Source organism: Sporosarcina sp. Y838 (assembly GCF_056786515.1).
Genome location: NZ_JBXCJD010000007.1, coordinates 98,050 through 117,004 on the forward strand (window position 1 = coordinate 98,050; position 18,955 = coordinate 117,004).

General features: G+C 39.0%; 30 protein-coding genes and 2 riboswitches. Of the genes, 25 read left to right on the plus strand and 5 right to left on the minus strand.

The window, feature by feature from the left end:
• Positions 1–5: 5 nt before the first annotated feature.
• The 11 genes from AC1TO4_RS11830 to AC1TO4_RS11880 all read left to right on the plus strand — a co-directional run bounded on the left by AC1TO4_RS11830 (position 6) and on the right by AC1TO4_RS11880 (position 6,896).
• Entirely contained in the window at positions 6–1,946 is a 1,941-nt protein-coding gene (locus tag AC1TO4_RS11830) for a hypothetical protein (protein ID WP_482105491.1), read from the plus strand.
• A 169-nt stretch (positions 1,947–2,115) separates the two neighbouring features.
• On the plus strand, positions 2,116–2,694 hold the full coding sequence (locus AC1TO4_RS11835; RefSeq protein WP_482105492.1) for a serine O-acetyltransferase: 579 nt from the start codon (positions 2,116–2,118) through the stop codon (positions 2,692–2,694).
• A gap of 313 nt (positions 2,695–3,007) precedes the next feature.
• Positions 3,008–3,514: a hypothetical protein gene (locus tag AC1TO4_RS11840; protein WP_482105493.1), complete on the plus strand. Its 507-nt coding sequence runs from the start codon at positions 3,008–3,010 to the stop codon at positions 3,512–3,514.
• Between the two features lie 99 nt (positions 3,515–3,613).
• Positions 3,614–4,123 carry a hypothetical protein gene (locus tag AC1TO4_RS11845; protein ID WP_482105494.1) on the plus strand — a complete coding sequence of 170 codons (510 nt, stop codon included), beginning with the start codon at positions 3,614–3,616 and terminating at the stop codon, positions 4,121–4,123.
• A 141-nt stretch (positions 4,124–4,264) separates the two neighbouring features.
• Positions 4,265–4,468, plus strand: coding sequence for a hypothetical protein (locus AC1TO4_RS11850; protein ID WP_482105495.1), 204 nt, complete (start codon positions 4,265–4,267; stop codon positions 4,466–4,468).
• A 72-nt stretch (positions 4,469–4,540) separates the two neighbouring features.
• Positions 4,541–4,954, plus strand: coding sequence for a hypothetical protein (locus AC1TO4_RS11855; protein WP_482105496.1), 414 nt, complete (start codon positions 4,541–4,543; stop codon positions 4,952–4,954).
• On the plus strand, positions 4,930–5,328 hold the full coding sequence (locus AC1TO4_RS11860) for a hypothetical protein (RefSeq protein WP_482105497.1): 399 nt from the start codon (positions 4,930–4,932) through the stop codon (positions 5,326–5,328). The genes AC1TO4_RS11855 and AC1TO4_RS11860 overlap by 25 nt, the downstream gene beginning before the upstream one ends.
• Positions 5,329–5,346: 18 nt before the next feature.
• The gene (locus AC1TO4_RS11865) at positions 5,347–5,595 is read left to right on the plus strand and encodes a phage holin (protein ID WP_482105498.1); all 249 of its coding nucleotides are present in this window, start codon (positions 5,347–5,349) and stop codon (positions 5,593–5,595) included.
• A gap of 1 nt (position 5,596) precedes the next feature.
• Positions 5,597–5,719 carry a hypothetical protein gene (locus AC1TO4_RS11870; protein ID WP_482105499.1) on the plus strand — a complete coding sequence of 41 codons (123 nt, stop codon included), beginning with the start codon at positions 5,597–5,599 and terminating at the stop codon, positions 5,717–5,719.
• Positions 5,712–6,482: an N-acetylmuramoyl-L-alanine amidase family protein gene (locus AC1TO4_RS11875; RefSeq protein WP_482105500.1), complete on the plus strand. Its 771-nt coding sequence runs from the start codon at positions 5,712–5,714 to the stop codon at positions 6,480–6,482. The genes AC1TO4_RS11870 and AC1TO4_RS11875 overlap by 8 nt, the downstream gene beginning before the upstream one ends.
• A gap of 138 nt (positions 6,483–6,620) precedes the next feature.
• On the plus strand, positions 6,621–6,896 hold the full coding sequence (locus tag AC1TO4_RS11880) for a hypothetical protein (RefSeq protein ID WP_482105501.1): 276 nt from the start codon (positions 6,621–6,623) through the stop codon (positions 6,894–6,896).
• 89 nt (positions 6,897–6,985) lie between these two features.
• Here AC1TO4_RS11880 and AC1TO4_RS11885 read toward each other — a convergent pair whose 3' ends face one another.
• The 3 genes from AC1TO4_RS11885 to AC1TO4_RS11895 are packed head-to-tail and all read right to left on the minus strand — an operon-like array spanning position 6,986 to position 8,209.
• Positions 6,986–7,345: a hypothetical protein gene (locus tag AC1TO4_RS11885; protein ID WP_482105502.1), complete on the minus strand. Its 360-nt coding sequence runs from the start codon at positions 7,343–7,345 to the stop codon at positions 6,986–6,988.
• Between the two features lie 4 nt (positions 7,346–7,349).
• Positions 7,350–7,901, minus strand: a complete 552-nt coding sequence (locus tag AC1TO4_RS11890; protein WP_482105503.1) for a hypothetical protein — start codon at positions 7,899–7,901, stop codon at positions 7,350–7,352.
• Positions 7,898–8,209 (minus strand): hypothetical protein, encoded by a 312-nt coding sequence (locus AC1TO4_RS11895; RefSeq protein ID WP_482105504.1) that lies wholly within the window; start codon positions 8,207–8,209, stop codon positions 7,898–7,900. Before AC1TO4_RS11895 ends, AC1TO4_RS11890 begins: the two co-directional genes overlap by 4 nt.
• Positions 8,210–8,388: 179 nt before the next feature.
• On the opposite strand from AC1TO4_RS11895, the gene AC1TO4_RS11900 reads away from it, so the two are divergent.
• From AC1TO4_RS11900 to AC1TO4_RS11915, 4 genes are read left to right on the plus strand one after another with little or no spacing between them, the layout of a single operon-like run.
• Complete coding sequence (locus tag AC1TO4_RS11900; RefSeq protein ID WP_482105505.1) at positions 8,389–8,610, plus strand: transcriptional regulator; 222 nt, start codon at positions 8,389–8,391, stop codon at positions 8,608–8,610.
• Positions 8,611–8,613: 3 nt separating this feature from the next.
• The gene (locus AC1TO4_RS11905) at positions 8,614–8,988 is read left to right on the plus strand and encodes a YhjD family protein (protein WP_482105506.1); all 375 of its coding nucleotides are present in this window, start codon (positions 8,614–8,616) and stop codon (positions 8,986–8,988) included.
• 5 nt (positions 8,989–8,993) lie between these two features.
• Positions 8,994–9,257: a YolD-like family protein gene (locus AC1TO4_RS11910; protein WP_482105507.1), complete on the plus strand. Its 264-nt coding sequence runs from the start codon at positions 8,994–8,996 to the stop codon at positions 9,255–9,257.
• Position 9,258: 1 nt separating this feature from the next.
• Complete coding sequence (locus AC1TO4_RS11915) at positions 9,259–9,597, plus strand: YolD-like family protein (RefSeq protein WP_482105508.1); 339 nt, start codon at positions 9,259–9,261, stop codon at positions 9,595–9,597.
• A 53-nt stretch (positions 9,598–9,650) separates the two neighbouring features.
• Here the strand turns inward: AC1TO4_RS11915 and AC1TO4_RS11920 are convergent, their stop codons facing one another.
• Complete coding sequence (locus tag AC1TO4_RS11920) at positions 9,651–10,076, minus strand: stress protein (RefSeq protein WP_482105509.1); 426 nt, start codon at positions 10,074–10,076, stop codon at positions 9,651–9,653.
• Between the two features lie 501 nt (positions 10,077–10,577).
• Between AC1TO4_RS11920 and comGC the strand changes: the two genes are divergently transcribed.
• The 9 genes from comGC (at position 10,578) to gcvPB (ending at position 17,117) form a co-directional block, all read left to right on the plus strand.
• Complete coding sequence (gene comGC, locus AC1TO4_RS11925) at positions 10,578–10,877, plus strand: competence type IV pilus major pilin ComGC (protein ID WP_482105510.1); 300 nt, start codon at positions 10,578–10,580, stop codon at positions 10,875–10,877.
• A complete protein-coding gene (locus tag AC1TO4_RS11930; RefSeq protein ID WP_482105511.1) occupies positions 10,864–11,301 on the plus strand; it encodes a prepilin-type N-terminal cleavage/methylation domain-containing protein in 438 nt (145 codons plus the stop codon). The genes comGC and AC1TO4_RS11930 overlap by 14 nt, the downstream gene beginning before the upstream one ends.
• Complete coding sequence (locus AC1TO4_RS11935) at positions 11,294–11,593, plus strand: hypothetical protein (RefSeq protein WP_482105512.1); 300 nt, start codon at positions 11,294–11,296, stop codon at positions 11,591–11,593. Before AC1TO4_RS11930 ends, AC1TO4_RS11935 begins: the two co-directional genes overlap by 8 nt.
• Entirely contained in the window at positions 11,578–12,027 is a 450-nt protein-coding gene (gene comGF, locus AC1TO4_RS11940; protein WP_482105513.1) for a competence type IV pilus minor pilin ComGF, read from the plus strand. Before AC1TO4_RS11935 ends, comGF begins: the two co-directional genes overlap by 16 nt.
• Positions 12,008–12,187, plus strand: coding sequence for a hypothetical protein (locus tag AC1TO4_RS11945; RefSeq protein WP_482103061.1), 180 nt, complete (start codon positions 12,008–12,010; stop codon positions 12,185–12,187). The genes comGF and AC1TO4_RS11945 overlap by 20 nt, the downstream gene beginning before the upstream one ends.
• A 30-nt stretch (positions 12,188–12,217) precedes the next feature.
• Positions 12,218–12,733 carry a shikimate kinase gene (locus AC1TO4_RS11950; RefSeq protein WP_482103062.1) on the plus strand — a complete coding sequence of 172 codons (516 nt, stop codon included), beginning with the start codon at positions 12,218–12,220 and terminating at the stop codon, positions 12,731–12,733.
• Positions 12,734–12,958: 225 nt separating this feature from the next.
• Positions 12,959–13,050, plus strand: a riboswitch (glycine riboswitch).
• Between the two features lies 1 nt (position 13,051).
• A riboswitch (glycine riboswitch) is annotated at positions 13,052–13,129 on the plus strand.
• A 56-nt stretch (positions 13,130–13,185) separates the two neighbouring features.
• Positions 13,186–14,283: a glycine cleavage system aminomethyltransferase GcvT gene (gcvT, locus tag AC1TO4_RS11955; protein ID WP_482105514.1), complete on the plus strand. Its 1,098-nt coding sequence runs from the start codon at positions 13,186–13,188 to the stop codon at positions 14,281–14,283.
• Between the two features lie 34 nt (positions 14,284–14,317).
• Positions 14,318–15,664 carry an aminomethyl-transferring glycine dehydrogenase subunit GcvPA gene (gcvPA, locus tag AC1TO4_RS11960; protein ID WP_482103064.1) on the plus strand — a complete coding sequence of 449 codons (1,347 nt, stop codon included), beginning with the start codon at positions 14,318–14,320 and terminating at the stop codon, positions 15,662–15,664.
• Positions 15,657–17,117: an aminomethyl-transferring glycine dehydrogenase subunit GcvPB gene (gcvPB, locus tag AC1TO4_RS11965; protein WP_482105515.1), complete on the plus strand. Its 1,461-nt coding sequence runs from the start codon at positions 15,657–15,659 to the stop codon at positions 17,115–17,117. The genes gcvPA and gcvPB overlap by 8 nt, the downstream gene beginning before the upstream one ends.
• Before the next feature lie 468 nt (positions 17,118–17,585).
• Here the strand turns inward: gcvPB and AC1TO4_RS11970 are convergent, their stop codons facing one another.
• Positions 17,586–17,903: a rhodanese-like domain-containing protein gene (locus AC1TO4_RS11970; protein WP_482103121.1), complete on the minus strand. Its 318-nt coding sequence runs from the start codon at positions 17,901–17,903 to the stop codon at positions 17,586–17,588.
• A 161-nt stretch (positions 17,904–18,064) separates the two neighbouring features.
• Here AC1TO4_RS11970 and AC1TO4_RS11975 point away from each other — a divergent pair, with 161 nt between their 5' ends.
• Entirely contained in the window at positions 18,065–18,901 is an 837-nt protein-coding gene (locus AC1TO4_RS11975; RefSeq protein WP_482103066.1) for a lipoate--protein ligase family protein, read from the plus strand.
• Positions 18,902–18,955 lie beyond the last annotated feature (54 nt).

Consider the following 18,955-nt stretch of genomic DNA (forward strand, 5'->3'; position numbering starts at 1 on the left):
TCTAAATGCTGAAAAATAAAAAAATATCACTAGATCCTAATGCACCCGATAATCTTTACTCGGGTGCATTAAAAATTAATGAGGCTTTTGATGACATTGAGGAAAAGTTAGATGTAGCGGAGCAACTGGCTGGGCAATTAGAAAATGTGGCTTCGTCTTTGATAAACAAGGTTGAGACTGTGGCTTTCAATCAATTTAAAAATGACACTACTACCGCGTTGCTGGATACAGTTCTGAAGTCGGAGGTTAATTCTTTAGCAACAAAAAAGGCAGATAAAACATATGTTGACTCTACTGTTTCAACTCTTGATACAAAAATTAATAGTCAAGCTAGTGGTGGTCCAAAAGGCACTTATGCCACCTTAGTAGCTCTACAAACTGCTTTCCCAACAGGAAACGCGAATATATATGTAGTTACCGCTGACGGTAATTGGTATTACTGGAATAGTACTGCATGGACATCGGGTGGGGTGTTTCAAAGTACAGGGATTGCTGATTCTGGTGTTTCATATAAAAAGACCGATTTTCTAAAACTAGATACAGATGTCAATATGTTCGATGGTACGTACAAAAATAATGTATCTATTGATTTGGGTATCGGTTTACTAGCGAACAATTCAGATAGAAGAGTAGCGTTTATAACGGTTGAACCGAACACGGCATACTCAGTTATTAGAAATCCGTCCTCTTTATTTAGAATAGCTACTCATACTTCACCAAGCATTAGTGTCGGTCAAGTATTTAATGGAAGTATAAAATTTGATGGTGCATCTGGAGGTAATAAACACACGCTTACAACTGGACCTAGTGATGTTTTATTGGCGATACAACCAACTTACACGGGCGAAAATGTATTTATACAAGTAGTTAAAGGTTCACAAACAAGCTTTACTACAAATGAGTATCCAGTTATTCCTAAAAATCTATCGGTATATAGCAAGAAGGAAACATATAGTAAGAGCGAAGTGTACAGTAAAAAGGAAACTTATAATAAGAGCGAAGTGTACAGTCAATCGGAAACTTATAATAAGAGCGAAGTGTACAGTCAATCGGAAGTTGATGCTATATTAGATGCTCATCATGTTGATACCGACATAACAAGAAAAATTAAGGCAATTAAAACAGGGACAACGCTGGATATATATATTCCGTCTAAGAAAAATGATCGTTATCTACATTATTCTTACCAATATATATCAAATATTAACGCAAATATGCATCAGTGGAAAGTATTTACCATTAATATCACGGATAAAGACTTGAACGTTATTATCCCATTTATTAATAACATTGAATGGGAGGGTGTAATAAATGAAGTAGGGAAAACCGACTTTGTAGGAGGTTTTCATGGGGATGAAACGAACACATTTTTGAACATTTTGATAGATGGCAATGTGGTTAATATAAATGGTGAGGATTTTGACACAGAAGTAGATAATGAAATCCGAATTGTAAATAAATCTATTTTAAATAGTTGTAATGCACCGAGCGACAACATATTTACTCGATATAAAGTATCAACATGGAACAAAGATACTTATACCGTTGAAAATAAATTAACTGCTTTACGAGTTATAGATTTAAAAAGCGTGTATCTCACAATGCTTTCTGTACCTATGGATGTGAATGGCGCTGATTTAATCAGCTATGTAAGGTCTGATTATGATTACGTTACCACTGATGTCAAAGGTGCTAGAACCGAGGGCGCTTTTGTTGGTAAAAAAGATGTTACAATGTTTGAAATGTGGGGTGCTACAAGTGGTATTTATGTAAAAGTAGAAAGCATCGCAGATTATTCTAAATATCCAAAAAGAACTCAATTCGCGGACAGCTACCAAGCCAACACGATTAAAGTATATTTTGACTTCTTAGAAGCGTATTCAACTTATACTACAACAGTTGGCGAAGTATTTAAATGTAAGTCAATTTATACTCTTGAAGTATAGAACTTGTTATAGAAACCTGTTATGTAGATGGTAAAGATTAGATAGATGGAATTATCTACATTTCTACCATAAGTAACAGGCAAATCTCCTATTTTCGACAAAACATACCCGATATATATAGAGATGGTATAATTAGTGTATTATTCTTTATATACTAGGGGGAAATTAAATGATTCAAAGTAAAGAAGATTTAAAATTTTACTTAAAAGAGGATAAACGAGCTTTAGGTATGTCAAAAAGGGCGCGTCCAAGGATAGTTGGTGACGAGATTTGGAAATTCGAAATTGTTTTAAGGAAACGTGAGTATTACGAAAATGTACAAAAGAAAAGTATTTGTCATAAATTAATGAAGAATTTTTATAAATATTTACATTATAAATCAGGAGTTAAATTAGGTTTTACAATTCCAATAAACACTTTTGGATTCGGTTTAAAAATTAATCACTACGGTTTAATTATTGTGAATGGCGATGCAAGAATAGGAAATAATTGTGATATACATCAAGGAGTTAACATTGGTCAAAATGCATTTAAAGGAGATGTCCCAACGTTAGGTGATAACATTTGGATAGGACCTGGTGCAAAATTATTTAGTAAAATTTATATTGCTGATAATATCGCTATTGGAGCCAATGCAATCGTAAATAAATCTTTTAACGAAAAAGATATTACTATAGCCGGTACGCCTGCAAAAAAAGTAAAGGAAGTAGGTACAAGCAAGATGGCAACTGCGAAAGATTTTAAGTGAGCAGTTGGAACAAGCTGCGTACTAATGGATAATGAAAAAAGCGACAAATTAAGGTTGCTTTTTTCAATAATATATAACTATAAAGTCACGGTGGCATCCAGTGCACAGCTTCATAAAATCTGAACCAAGAACAAACATGACAGTTAGGGCATTTCATTATTTTTTACCTCCAAAATAATCCGTAATTAAGTAATATCGTAAATAATCGGAAATACTATTATGGGATGCGAAAATAATTATTTGCTAAAAACAAGTATGCGTTATGAAGGAATCCCACCTCTTTTGTTGAATAGGGGATTAAGGAGTGAGTAGAATGCCTGAAATTCTTTTTGAATACAAAATGAGGATGAAGTTTAATCTTTACGCAACTAGAAAAGCACAACAAAGGTTAAAAGAAGCAATTAAAAATAATGATGACAATGAAATTTATTCCTCGACAGGCGAACTACTTCTGTGGGTAGTAACGACTGATCAATGGCATAAAGATAACGGTAGAGGTGACTATGAAGCGCAAAGAAATTTGGACGAGGATGGGGTCTTAATGAAAGGGATGATACATGCTTTTAACTCAGTGAAACATAACATGAACTTCCTTACAATTCACCGGAAGCAAGGTGGCATGACATTCCCATTCTCTTTTCCTTTAGTTATTCCACCACCGACTGTCCAGTGGATACCGGCTGGTGAGATTTTAAATGGATTACACCCAAATCAGAAGCGAAATTACATCACCTATCTCGAAGGTAGAGAGATCCTAGAAACGCTTGAAAAAGTACTTGCTTTTTTAAACAAAGAAAATTCTTTATATATTTTTGAATAAGGTTGCAAGTGTTTTAGAGCGTCCATCCCGGGCGTTCTTTTCAATTAAAGGAATCCTTCCTCTTTTGTCGAATGATGAATCAAAAGGATGGGGTTAATTATGAGCAAGGAAAACACACAATTGATAGAAAGGTTAAGAATGAACGAACTTGCGATGGATAAATCAATGGTACGGTTATTTGAGGCCATGAAGACTTTGGATGATACAGAAATTTATATTGCATTAAGCGAGTTATTATCATGGATTGCGAATACACACGAATGGCATGATGGAGAAACCGGTCGAAAATTTAGCGAACAAATAAAACAAGATGAAGACAGCGCGACATTACTTGGGTTGAGACACGCTAATAACATGATCAAGCATAACTTCAATTTCATTCATGAACATCAACTCAATCATACAGCTATGATTCCGCAGATGATTCCTTTTTACGCTACCGCTGAATACTGTTGGATGGAAGCGGGTGAAGAATTTATAGGGAAATTCCCTAACCAAAAAGAAAATTACGACCGTTCTATTTCTGGCAAAGGGATTCTATCTACCTGTCAAAATGCTATCAACTTTTTAAAACAAGAAAACGAAAAAATCTTCTCAATGAAGCTTTAGGATGCTAAAACTCAGGAAACTAAATGAAGGTTAACTACCAAGGTGTGTGAAAGATGTATTCTTTATAGAATGCGTCTTTTTGTTTAAAGGATTCCTTTCCTCTTTTGTCGAATGATGGATGAGAGAGGTGGTGTAAATTCTATGCAAGAAATGAAAATTGATGTAGAAGGCAGAAAGTTAGTGAATACTGTTGTCGAAGAAATGGAAGCCGATAAAGTTGTTACGACTTCTTACTATGATGATGGTACTGAAATCCACATCACAATGCAGGCGGATGATATATCCGTTAATTGTAATAAACAATTGGTTATTCAAGCGGATGGTAAAACAGTGAAAATAGTATAAACTTTTAATTTTTGAACGTCCAAATCGGGCGTTCTTTTTGTTTACCCATAATCAGAGAAAGGACGGTGTCAAATGTTTAAAAAACAATCAGAAGAACGCTTCTTGGCGAACATGTTGCTCGTATCACAAGCATTATTTTTAGCGATATCGGGTGCATTCTTTATTTCGTCTCCTGTCCAGGAAGCGACATCCCCCACATATCAACTGATGACAAGCATAATGTCGCTTGACGCTTGGGGCGTCGTACTACTAATCGGAGGGCTATTTTTACTGACAGCCGCACTCCAAACAGGACGGACACGGTATATGTCGATGCTAATCGGCGGACTTCTCGGCGCATTTTTAATCGGGTTATATGCATCAGCGGCAGCGGAGGGCACGATCAATTTCCTTTTGCCGGCTCGCTACGCATTATTTGCAGTATTTAATTTGGTCATTGGGGCAGTAGGGGGGATGGGATTGTGGACAACCAAACGACTTTTGTAACAAGACTTGATTTAATCGAGTCACAGCAAGCTCTCAAACTCGATGTTACACGCAAAATTGACACAGTGGACGATAAGGTTGATAACTTACGTGACATGGTATTGCCATTGCTAGAGTCGTCTAAACAGACAGCAGATAACACTCGTAAAATTGCCGAATCTATGGATAAATTTACGGGAGAGCAGAGGGCGACGAACGGCAAAATTTATAGCAGACTTAATAGTCACGACATCTCACTTACGGAGTACGGTGTCCAGTCACGTGCGCAGTCAGATGTAAAAAAAGCAAACGCAAGCGTTATCGTGGCGGTAATCGCACTTGTTGGGATTTTAATTACCGGAATGTTTGGCTTTGCTCCATATATATTTAATTGAAAAAAGGAGGAATTTTAGATGGATGACAAATTAAAACAATATATCGGATTTATCGGGGGTGCTCTTGGGGGCATCCTTTTATATTTGCAATCGATAGGAATTGAGTTGGCGCATTTTAATAATGGTTCAATCAATGCATTTACGGAAATGTTGCTGACATTCGTGCCATTAATTTTAATCGGGTACGGGGTTTGGAAGAATCAATATATCGTTACAAACAAAGCGAAGCAGCAGGAGAGAACATTGAAGCAAAGGGGGTTGAAATAATATGGCTAAAACAGAATGTGTTATCTGTACCAAGGAAATCAAAGTCCTTGAAGAATTTAATGGTGAAATGATGTGTGAAGAATGTTATAACAATCCAGACAACGAGGTGTTTACTGATGAGTAAAATTTTTATTGATCCTGGACATGGCGGTCACGACCCAGGAGCTGTCGGTAGATACTCAAAAGAAAAGGATAATGTTTTAAAAGTCGCTAATCGCTTGAAGACAATACTAGAAGGTTATGGTCATACCGTAAGAATGTCGCGGTCAACAGATGTATTTGTGGCGCTATCAGAACGAGCGAGACAAGCGAATAGTTGGGGTGCTGATTACTTTGTTAGTCTACATGACAATGCAGCTACGTCAAATGCTACAGGGTTCGAGACATTCGTTTTTAATGGAGAAGTAAAGAGTAAGACCGTCGGATTCCAAAGTTCCGTACATGATGCAATCATTAAAAGTATCGGTATCAAAGACCGCGGGAAAAAGCGTGCAAACTTTGCAGTAGTCCGACAAACTGCAATGCCATCTGTTTTGATTGAATATGGTTTTATCTCAAATTTGAATGATGAAAGAATTTTAATTAACGAAGTGGAGAAGTTAGCGCAGTTAACGGCTAATGGAATAGTTAATTTCGTAGGGGGAGTTAAGACCTCTAAGCCTACACCTACAGCCACACCAAAAAAGGAGGAAATCTACTTGAAACTATCGACAACGCAAAAAGTGGAACTTGCAGGGATTTATAAACAAGCGCGGGAGAAAAGTGTGTTCTCATCACAGGAACATGAAAAAGATGTGTTGAACGATAAGATGACGCAGGATAAGGCGATCTATTTAACAGCATTGATTGCTGGTGCTGCATTAAATGGCGGTAAGCGGATTAAATAAGTAATAGCTAAATATGAGTGAAGTAAAAGCGGGCGGTCCTCCACAGAGTAAATTGTGGAAGGCCGCTTTTTTTTACCTGAAAATTAAAGGGTTTCCAATTAAATTGTCGAATAATCAGATATTGAGGAGGATGATGAATTGAAATCTAAACTTGAAGAGTTATTTGACGACGAAGCTTTTGGCACCGATGTTATAAACCGCGATGTCGGCATCATGATTAGTAGTTTTGGGATTCCGGTGGATTGCTTGGTTATGGAGTACGAAGATCGATGTGATGTGTACCTAAATTTATTCGACGAGGATGAAGCACCGTACAGAAATATACTGGTTAAGGGTTCTTCTAAAAGTAGAGAAGTCGCTCAAAGAATAGCGGCAAGAAAACTAAACAAAGAATACGAGAATCTTGTTCATTAAAAGGTATTTTCATTTCGCTTGAATTACGAACGCGTAAAGGCGACCCATCCACAGATTATATTGTGGGTAGGTCGCTTCCTAAAATCAAACTATACATTCAATTCTTTTTCGATGTCGACTAAATATCTTAATGATTCTTCTCTTGATTTGTCAGTAATTTTAATACAATCATATCGAGACTTTCTGCTATTCATAGATAAAGCTTTATACTGTGTTCTAACGTTTTTAAAATTAGAGTATAATCCCACGCTCTGATCTCTACTAAAGTGATTCGTTGGTTTAAATTCATACCCCGCAAGTTCGATAATTGTTTTATCCACTAGGTGCAGGGCTGAGTAAAATGCTGCGGTGACAATCCAGTCGTTTTTAGGAGTAGGAGCAGCTAACATCTCAGTAATAAATGCTCTGTTACTATTATACTTTTCTTTGTGCTTAGTTGAGGGCGTCATTAAATCAAATCCCCCTTACGAACACTTTTCTCATTCTTTCAGTGTGTACTGATAGTTCGTCGGCATTATAGTATTCAAAGTCGAACGAATAGGAAGATGTGTTTTCTTGCAGGTAGTCAAAAAGTTCCCAATAAACTTCTGCAAGCTCCAACGCAAAGTCCTCATAATCCTTATCAGTGATAACAATATAGATATCTTCGTCTGATTGTTGATTTAATAATACCTCTTTTACTTTAGTCATCATCGACAAACGTTTTACCACGTATCTCTGTGACTCTCGATTAATATAATCACCGCCTGTATACATTCTACTTCTTATAGGTGTATGTAAGACAGACTCTCCATATGCACGAGGAGTTATTCGTTCTGGTCGTTTAAGTGAAGTATGAACAAGATACTCAAAAATGCTTTCGGTACTATCACTAAATTCATCAAACAATTTTGTATCAACCTTGCTTAGCCATTTATCAGCGGAATCTACAGGAGTCGTTCTTGTTCTTAAATGAGCCTTGTTTCGGGACTCAGACCTTCGGGATGAAACTACAGAATAACTCATTCATCCTCATCTCCTTCTACTTCTTCATACTCCGAATCAATCTTAAATCTTTCTAATATTCGATTGGCCAATTCTAGAGCTTCATCTTTAGGGATTACAACAGAAATCTTTTTTTCTCTTGAAACAAAGATGTCATCGGTTTCTTTGTTTGCATCTTCAAATTCAAGCATACTCAGTGTATCAACATATTCTTCATAGAAATCAATTACCATCTCATCTGAAATTGATTGAGATAAGTATGTGTTATTAGAGAAAATTCGAGAATGATTTTTCCCTGCGAAACTTTTAAATATTACTTTTCCTTCCATAAATACCATCTCCCTTTTGATAAATTTGTATTATGAAATATATGGTACTAATTCCTATTGTAATAGTTTATAAGTATTTTACAATGTTTAAGAAAATGTGATTCATTTTAAATTACAGTAATTTTTTGCTTGTGATACGAACATTCATTCTGTATACTGAATCAAAAGGAGGGAACAGTGTGCGTAATCAATTAACGAAGTCAGAGGCTCATGGTGAACTTCTGGATATGATGTACATCGCGAAAGATGGCTCAGTCAGCAAACGAAGAATCAAAGTCCTACAGGTCGGCGAGGTGTCATTTCGTGCATACTGTTTCTTACGTAAATCCAAGCGTACTTTTACAATTGATAACGTATTGGCACTTGTTCCCGTCATAACGAAAGAAAGTCTGGTGATTTAAGTCGTGGCGTTACTCCCGGGAGAAGCATTACCACATTTCGAGAATTTGATTTATTTACCGATGATTATAAGCATTTTAGAGAGAGACCGGCAAGTGATTGAAATAAGTTCATTCAAATTAAAAGGACCGTATATCAATATCGTTGAAAGTGCGCTAAAGACCGTACGAGCCGAATTAAAAGAAACAAATATGTATGCACGAGGAAAAAATATGAAGGTAATTAAGAAGGGGAAAGATGGCTCTTTCACCGAGTATGCATTTGTCCATGGCGGATACGAAGATCTTCGTCGTTATTTAAACGTCAGGCTGCGTAATCGAACTGAAGAATTAATAAGTGTGTACTTTGCCAAAGTAGAAATTCCAATTCTGAAAGGATGATGAAATTGACAGCAATTCCGAAACCACCAAAATCAAAGGTTGTGGCAGGACCGAAACTAACAGAAACCGACTTTCTTGAAATTGGCGAGAGAATCGGTGAATCAAAAGAATTCGGCGTAGAGGTTGAAATTACAATTTATGCCCAAAAGCGGTACGAGTCAGTTACAGGGATCGTTAAAGAAGTTGATGGCCAACAAGGTAAATTGTCTCTGCAAGTAGGCAACGAAAACATAAAAATCAACATGAATAATATTGCGAGCGTGAATTGAGATGTTAGATAGAAATCGGGATAGAGGAACACAGAAATGGACTGCTATGATGCTACCAGAGCATATAGTTGCATTGAGAAATTGGATGGATACGGACCATTATGAAGAGCGACCAGAACTCAGCGAGTGGGACCTGCAATCGATTCAAGAGGAAATTGAAGTAGCGTATAAACGCAAATGCCAAACGTTGATCAAGACCTGGAAGGACGGCAAGATTATGACGCGCGGAGCCATAGTGGAAGTAATTGATGTGCGATCCGGGTGTATAGTGCTTGATAACCCCTTTGGACCCGAGAGGATTCCATTTTCAGAAATAGTCAGCGCTCAATGTATGGAATGAAAAAAACGACCAAACCACAGATTCGATAGTGGGTAGGTCGCTATTTTATTTACTTATTTAATTACGCCATCCATAGCTTTCACATATTTTTCGAATTCGGCATCTTCCATTTCACCATTCATTTGTAACAGGAATAGCCCACTCTGATGTGTATGCGAGAAGAACATCGGGCCAGATTTACCTAATTCAACGTAATATGCCTTGGTTGTTTCTAAGTCCTTTTCTTTATCGAAAGACATCAGACGACCTCCGGCATCATCTCCCAATGATGGAATCAATACTCGCTTACCTTCTTTGCGGGCATCTCCGAATTCCTTTTTGTCCATTTCTGTGACTTCGCCCACTTCTAAGTCTGCATCCTTAAAAGCTTGAACTATATCATCTACAGTCGGTTCTTTCCCTTTACTAGTCCCTGTTCCACTGCATCCCGCTAAAATAAGTACTATTGATATCGTTAGTAATCCTATGAGTTTCTTCAATTTACATACCTCCAATATTTTCTAATAGCTCAATCGTACTGCATTGTGGATATAGTGGCAATATGTGGATTGAGTTGAAATGGATTAATCACACAGCTTTCCCAATCTCTTACAGTATCTTCAAAAAAATAAGGGTGACATCTGAACCAATAGCGGCCCATCCACAGATTAGATTGTGGGTAGGTCGCTTTTTTCTATTACCTGTAAAGTACGGATTACTTCAATAGAAGGAACATCCATCAACTCGATTGAGAAAGTGACTGTTTTTATTATCCTTTCCCGTACCTATACATAGAAGATTTTCAATAAATGTGGTCTTTTTTCGTGAAACCACATTTCCATCCACGTTAATGTGGTCTATTTTGTGGTCCGCTCACAATTAAATCACAAAAATAAACTAGCAAGGAAAAGCGCAGAAAAGAAAGGTGATGTAAAAACGCTCTACACCGGATTTTGATAACCAAATTCATGATGTGAAAATGACGGGAAAAGATGCTTTAAATGATGATTGTATTATTAATCATCTCGGTTCTCATTCTCATTGCCATTCCAAATGTCACAAAACATTCTAAGTCAATTGATGAAAAAGGCTGCGCAGCTTACATCAAAATGGTACAAGGCCAGGTTGAGGCTTATAAAATGGACAAAAAACACGTGCCAACTATGAGTAATTTAGAAGATGAACAATATTTACCGGGAACTGCGCAGTGTCCAGACGGAACCCTTTTAGTAATAGTGGACGGCAAAGTGGATAAAGTGGGTGGGACGGCAGGTTCAGGAGCAGACGGTGGAGGAAACTAGGGAAAGTGGATTCACGTTCCTTGAAATGATTCTTGTATTAGCTGTCCTGTCAATTATGACAGCAATCATTTTACCTATCGGGGATCAATGGATTCGAGTGAAATCAGAAGATGATGCCCTTCAAGTATTTATTGCGTCCGTGCAAGACATGCAAGCCTATTCCATGGCGAATTCTGTCATAACCCAATTGGAGTTCAAACATTCCGGATCTGAATTTACTACTTCTGAACTAAGTGGAAAAGTAATTGCAAGGAATGTATTTCCTGAAGGCATGCATTATCTAAGCAGTAGTACATCATCGAAAGTGGGGTTTCATGCAAACGGAGATATTATTAAAGCTGGCACACTTGCATTCTCGACAAGTTCAGGTGTGATTGAAATACGGTTACAATTTCAGCGTGGAAGGATGATTATTTATGAATGAAGGGGGCTATTCGTGGCCGGAAACGATACTGACATTGACTATAGTAATTGTGATATTTGGCACACTACTTCCTTTCTCCACTTTCGCGACTTCCAAACTACAGTTAAAAAAGGCGGCAATGTATGCTTCGGAAACCGCATTACAAGGCGCTATCTATTTTAAAGCATATGGATTATCGGAAGGTGTCCGGAAGATTGAAGAAATCGATTATAAGTGGTCCATTCATGGACAAGCTGTCTGTGTGTCATATGAAATTATTGATAAGGTGTACGATAAATGCGTAAATACCTAAAGGTACGTGACGAAAAGGGCTATACGTTCCTAGAAAGCATTTTCCAACTAACTGTATTGTCTATTTTTCTTCATTTATTTATTTTGTTCTTTTTTTGGAAAGAGCCAATAGAGGAAAAGTTCTTTGACACCTCCTCCACAGAGTGGGAACTGTTTTCACTGGATATGCAAAAACTGCTTTCAGATGTTAGTGAAATTCAATTGCTTTATGAAGGAACTACTTTTCGTCTTGTCACAAGCCGTGGGAGGATAAACATAGGACAAAGTGGGACTGTCATTAGAAAACTAGTTAACGGAGAAGGACATGTCCCATTGATTACGGGAGTTCAGTCAGTGAGATTCACTTATGACGGTATGACTTTAACTGCTCATGTATTGCTGCTTAATGGTTCAGTAAAAGTAAGGGGGTTTGCGGTTGGATTGTATCCGGAATGAAAATGGAGCCATGCTTGCAGCAACAATTATTTTATTATTTTTCGTTAGTCTCTTTCTTTTCTCCCTCGTTTCATGGCATGATAGTCTACAAAGGAATTACGATTCGCTTGAGACGTATTATGAGAACGAAACGGTGAGGACAATGAAACGGAGCGGATAAGCATATTCGTTCTGCCAAATGGGTGATGAGATGAAGAAAGTATATTTAGTTGGTTTTATGGGATGTGGAAAAAGTGCAATCGGCAAACGACTTAGTTATGCAACAAGAATGCCCTTTTACGATATGGATAATGAAATCGTAAAGATGACAGGTTTGTCGATTCCACAAATATTTGAACTGCACGGCGAGGAGTATTTCCGTAATTTGGAAACGGATTTTCTCCGCTCATTTCGTGATGAATATTGTATCATTGCAACGGGCGGAGGTGTGGCGATGAGAAAGGAAAATAGGGAAGTCATGCGTGAGACGGGACTTGTCTTTTTCCTTAATGCTCCATTTCGTGACATATGGCGGCGAATATCAACCGACCGGAATCGTCCAATTGTGCAAAGGTCTAGCCGAAGCGACCTTGAAGGTTTATTTAATGCGCGAAAACCTTTTTACTTACAAAGTGCCCATTTTAAAGTGGAAACTGAAAAGCGTTCGTTAAGAGATATTGTAGATTATATTGCTTTTCAAATTGGCCGTCTTAAAGGGGAAAAGTAATAAGTGGAAATCAGCTGTTGATTAGATTTTTAAAACTATAGTTAGCAGAAAGTTTAATTTTCAAAGATATACACGAACGTTTTGGGTTATAAAGGCATCAATGTTCGTTAAAACGACAGTCAATTAAAAAGCATTGCACTTACATGGATGAAATGTTAAGATATAAGGCGAAAGGGCAATAGTTGTCCGAATCTTATTCATTTTCATTTCAATTGAATAGCGCGAATGATTGTATGAGGAGAGCACGCAAAGGCGTCGCCGAAGGAGCAAGTAACTTATGTTATGAATCTCTCAGGTAACAAGACTCATACAGGACGCATCTCTGGAGAGTGCCGGATAATCGGCCACCAACGAGGAAAGCCGTAAGGTCAAACTTTCAGGTACAAGGACAGAGGTTCTCTTCTTAGGGGACCTCTGTCCTTTTTTATCAATTTTCCAAGGGGGAATGAATTATGTCAGAAACTTTACAACGTACCGTCCTTTTTGATAGCTATGCTGAGTATGGCGGGAAAACAATCGATTTTGGTGGTTGGGAATTGCCTGTTCAATTCTCGAGTATAAAAGCGGAACACGAAGCTGTACGTACGAAAGCAGGATTATTTGATGTATCCCATATGGGTGAAGTGCTTGTAAGTGGGGAAGGTTCTCTTCCTTATTTGCAAAAAATGGTTACTAACGATGTTTCGAAACTTAAAGATGGACAAGCGCAGTATACCGCTATGTGTTATGAAGATGGCGGAACTGTAGACGACCTTCTAATTTACAAACGTGGTGAAAACGACTATCTACTTGTTGTCAACGCGTCAAATATCGACAAAGATCTCGAGTGGATGAACAGTTACGTGACTGATGATGTTAAAATTGAAAATGTATCATCTTCCTATGCACTTCTAGCTTTGCAAGGACCAATAGCGCAGGAAGTCCTTCAGAAGTTGACAAACGAGTCGCTTGAAGACATTAAGTTTTTCCGTTTCAAGGAAAATGTCGAGATTTCAGGTCAGAAAGTGCTTGTATCCCGTACAGGATACACTGGAGAAGATGGTTTTGAAATTTATGGATCACCGGAAGCGATTGTTGAACTATGGTCTGCTATCCTGAAAGCAGGCGAAAGTGAAGGCGTCGTACCAGCGGGTCTTGGAGCACGTGATACACTTCGTTTCGAAGCGGGTTTACCGTTATATGGACAAGAATTGTCAAAAGATATCTCACCACTTGAAGCGGGTGTAGGTTTTGTAGTCAAAGTAAATAAAGAAGCAGATTTCCATGGGAAAGAAGCTTTATCTGTACAAAAAGAGAATGGTGTACCGCGTAAACTTATCGGTTTGGAAATGATTGATAAAGGGATTCCACGTACTGGGTACAAAGTATTCCTCGGTGAAGAACAAATCGGTGAAGTCACGACGGGTACACAATCACCAACACTTAAAAAGAATATAGGTTTTGCGCTTTTGAATCGTGAGCATACTGCTGAAGGAACTGAAGTTGAAATAGAAATTCGAAATAAACGTTTGAAAGCTGTAATTATTGCTACACCATTTTATAAACGCTAATCATACTAACATTATGAAAAGGGGTTAAGAGGACATGCAGCATCGTTATATTCCTATGACTGAAACTGATCGCGCTGAAATGATGAAAACAATTGGTATTTCATCCATAGATGAACTTTTTGCGGACATTCCTGAAAAGGTCCGATTTAAAGGCGAATACAATATTAAAAAAGCGAAATCTGAAACTTCATTAACAAAAGAACTGTCAAAACTTGCGTCGAAAAATGCGGATGCGCGCACATATGCATCATTCTTAGGTGCAGGGGTTTATGATCATTACAAACCAATCATTGTTGACCATGTTATTTCGCGTTCTGAGTTCTATACGGCTTATACGCCTTACCAACCGGAAATTTCGCAAGGTGAGTTGCAAGCGATTTTTGAGTTCCAAACAATGATTTGTGAGCTGACTGGTATGGATCTTGCAAACTCATCTATGTACGATGGCGGAACGGCTCTTGCAGAAGCGGGAACGCTTGCATCTGGACATACGCGTCGGAAGAAACTTCTTGTTTCCGAGACGGTTAATCCGGAATCTCGTGATGTAGTGCTTTCCTATGCATCAGGTCAAAATATCGAAGTGGTCACGATTCCACAAAAAGATGGCGTAACAGATATGGCGATGCTGGAAGAATTGATAGACGAGAATACAGCCGCTGTTTTAGTTCAATACCCGAACTTCTTCGGTCAAATCGAAGACATTCAAAAAATCGGGGAAATTACACACGCTAAAGGCGGATTGTACGTTGTATCATCAAATCCACTTGCACTTGGAATACTGACGCCACCTGGCAAGCTAGGCGCTGACATCACGGTAGGAGATGCACAGCCGTTCGGCATTCCAGAATCTTTCGGCGGACCACATTGTGGCTATTTCGCAGTGACGAAAAAGTTGATGCGAAAAGTACCTGGGCGTCTTGTTGGAGAAACGACGGATGATGAGGGCCGCAGAGGTTACGTTTTGACACTTCAAGCACGAGAGCAGCATATCCGTCGTGATAAAGCGACGTCTAACATCTGTTCGAACCAAGCCCTGAATGCACTTGCAGCTTCTGTTGCGATGACTGCACTTGGGAAAATAGGCGCGCAAGAAATTGCATATCAGAACATTGTGAAAACACGTTATGCGAAGGAAGCATTTGAAAAAGCCGGGTTTGAAGTTAAATTTAGTGGATCGCATTTTAACGAGATTGTCGTTGATTGCAAACAGTCTGTTAAAGAAGTGAATACAACATTATTTACAAAAGGGATAATCGGCGGCTATGACTTAGGTTTGACGTATCCTGAATTTGCAAACCATGCTCTAATCGCTGTGACTGAACAGCGTACGAAAGAAGAAATCGATGCACTTGTGCAGGAAATGGAGGCCCTTCATGCATAAAGATAACCAGGCATTAATATTTGAACTTACTAGAGAAGGACGGATAGGCTATAGTCTTCCTGAACTGGATGTGCCTGAACTTGACCTTTCCGGCTTATTGCCAAAAGGATTTGTTCGCGAGGAAGTTGCAGAACTTCCGGAAGTTTCCGAACTTGATATTATGCGTCATTACACAGCACTTTCGAATCGTAACCACGGGATTGATTCCGGATTCTATCCACTTGGATCATGTACAATGAAATATAATCCGAAAATCAACGAATCCGTTGCTCGTTATCCTGGATTCGCAAATATTCACCCACTGCAAGATGAGTCGACTGTTCAAGGTGCACTGGAAGTAATGTATGACCTGCAAGAGCATCTTGTAGAAATTACGGGTATGGACGAAGTGACTCTTCAGCCAGCAGCGGGAGCGCACGGTGAATGGACGGCTCTTATGATGATCCGTGCTTACCATGAAGCAAACGGTGACTTCAAACGTACGAAAGTACTTGTTCCGGATTCGGCACACGGTACTAATCCAGCTTCAGCTACAGTTGCCGGTTTCGATACGGTTACAGTAAAATCGGGTGAAGACGGACTTGTTGATCTTGAGGACCTGAAACGACATGTAGGAGATGACACGGCAGCACTTATGCTGACGAACCCGAATACACTAGGTCTATTTGAAGAAGAAATTCTTGAAATGGCTGAGATTGTTCACGCTGCTGGAGGAAAACTCTATTATGACGGTGCAAACCTGAATGCAGTTATGTCTAAAGCACGCCCCGGCGACATGGGCTTTGATGCAGTTCACTTGAACTTGCACAAAACATTCACAGGTCCTCATGGTGGTGGTGGACCAGGTTCAGGTCCAGTGGGTGTGAAGAAGGATCTTATTCCTTACCTGCCGAAACCAGTTCTTGTGAAAAAAGATGAGGTTTATACGTTTGAATACAATTTACCGCAATCAATCGGTCGTGTTAAACCGTTCTATGGTAACTTCGGAATCTATTTACGTGCATACACGTATATTCGTTCAATGGGCCCGGACGGCTTGAAAGCAGTTACGGAAAATGCTGTATTGAATGCAAACTATATGATGCGCTTATTGGAGCCTTATTTCGACCTTCCATATAACCGACATTGTAAACACGAATTCGTACTGTCGGGTCGCCGTCAAAAGAAACTTGGCGTGCGCACGCTTGATATGGCAAAACGTTTGCTTGACTTTGGCTATCACCCGCCAACAATTTACTTCCCGCTTAACGTTGAGGAAGGCATGATGATTGAGCCTACAGAAACAGAGTCAAAAGAAACACTTGACGCTTTCTGTGACGCTCTTATCCAAATTGCAAAAGAAGTCGAAGAAAATCCAGAAATCGTACAAAATGCTCCGCATACAACAGTTATCAATCGTCTTGATGAAACGAAGGCGGCACGTAATCCTGTTTTGCGCTATATAAAACAATAAGTAATCGACAAAAGGCACAGCAAATCCTGTTGTGCCTTTTTGTCGTGGGCGTATTTAGAGCAAGTGGAGGTTTATAAAAGGGAAATCTAGCCAGAAGAATTGTCATTGTCAGTGGTGGAATAACTTGAGTAAATCGAGGTTTAGCACTTCTCCCATTCAACGTCTGCATAACTGTTGTAAAGAGTTTGCGCTGTTTCTGTAAGTCCCTGATTCGTAAGGATTATTGTTTCGTCCAATTGGTCTTCATTAGCGCGGTTGAAACGGCCTGTAGCATTGCTGAGTGGAGGATTACTCGCTTGGGTTAATTGGGGGGTGTTATTTGCAATGAACGACCCCACACGCATGCGAGTGCCGTCTAGCGTACTGGGAAAAAGAAATCAATTAATCGTTTTCTTTAATGACATATGCTGCTTCATTCCATACTCTAGTATTGAAAAAAGCTCCTCCCAAGGGGAAGAACTTTATTTTTTACTTACTTTTCACTTTACCTGTCCATTGACGGAAACCGCCTTGCAGGTGGAAGAGTTGATCATATCCTTTTTTCCTTAGAAGTAAGGCTCCACGTGCGCTTTTTCCACCGTTTTGATCGTATAAGTAAACGGGCTTGTCCGACCGGATTTCTTTATGTCGCTGACGGAATTGAGAGTACGGAATATTACGCGCTCCCAGAATATGACCAGCATCATAATCCTTGGGCTCACGCACATCGATTAGTTGTGCTTTCCGATAACCTTCGATAAATTGCTCTTGCGTCAAGTTTGTAACAGCTTTCTTAAGACGTTGCATCGTCACAACAAAATAAATGATTACGATAAGAGCAACGGCCCCTAGGATATAATAGTTCAAAACAAATTTCCCCTTTCTCTCTACCTTATCATTATAAAGATTGAGTGGCACTTGTTCAATGGGAATGATAAAATGAAATTCGTTGTGGAGGGAGAATTCGAATGAAAAAAAAGGTTTGGCACTTCATTAATTCAGGAAAATGTCGTGCTTCGTTCAATATGGCTTTGGATGAGGCACTGCTAGAATGGCATAGCAAAGGGGAAATCGGCCCAGTACTTCGATTTTATGAATGGGAACCCGCTACGTTATCAATTGGTTACTTTCAAAATGTCGAAAGAGAAATAGATATGGGTGAAGTGAAAAAAAATGGACTTGGATTCGTTCGACGTCCAACGGGGGGCAGAGGTGTCCTTCATGAGCACGAACTTACATACAGCGTTATTGTTAGTGAAAGTTATCCCGAAATGCCTGAAACGGTAACAGAAGCGTATCGTGTTATCTCGGGCGGTTTGCTTGAAGGGTTCCGTAACTTAGGCTTGGATGCATCATTTTCAGTTCCTAAAACTGAACAACAGAACAATGATTTAAAGAAACCGAGAAGTGCAGTCTGCTTTGACACACCAAGTTGGTATGAACTTGTTGTTGAGGGGAAGAAAGTTGCTGGAAGCGCGCAGACAAGACAGAAAGGTGTCATTTTACAGCACGGTGCGATACTTTTAAGTCTTGATGTGGACAAACTGGTTTCTCTCTTTAACTTTAAAACGGAAGAACACCGCGAACAAATGCGTATGAGTTTGCCAGAAAAAGCGGTAGCTATAGATAAACTGATAAACCGCTCTGTTTCAATTGAGGAATGTACAGATGCATTTTCAAAAGGTTTCGAATCAGCGCTTGATATGGAACTTGTACCATTAGAATTAACAGAACAGCAAATCGAATTCGTAATGGAAATTGAGCGGGAAAAATATGCGAATGATGACTGGACATATAGAAAATAACATCTGTAACTTTGGTGCTATTTATCGAGAATTAAGCGTTCCGAAATGCGTAAA